Consider the following 351-nt stretch of genomic DNA (forward strand, 5'->3'; position numbering starts at 1 on the left):
GTCTGATCGATTGTGTAGGCATCGGTAATCCCATAGCCCGCAAGAGTACCTGCTTTATCCGCCTTAGAACTTGGAGTAAAGTTGTTTTCAGTCCAGATACGCCCCAAGTCGATATCATCAACGCTCGCCTTTAAACCGATCGAAGACCAGCCGATACAAACTCTGTTGTAGGTCTGACCAGCCCCACCGCCCTGCTTTACAAAGCCGTTGGCCACCTCTCCTCGGGTGTAGGCGTCAGTGATACCGTATCCAGCCAATGTGTTCGGGTTAGTGCCTGCGAACACAATACCTTTGGCGTTAACTGCGACTTTTGCATAGGGACCAGGCGTCACCCCGCTGGCAGCCAGCGTC

The 351-nt window shown here is 53.3% G+C and carries 1 pseudogene; it reads right to left on the reverse strand.

Going from position 1 to position 351, the window contains the following annotated elements:
* A pseudogene (locus AC3XQU_RS23335) lies at nucleotides 1–351 on the reverse strand (hypothetical protein); the annotation flags it as partial.

The sequence above is a fragment of the Telluria sp. AZSoR62 genome (genome assembly GCF_058111565.1).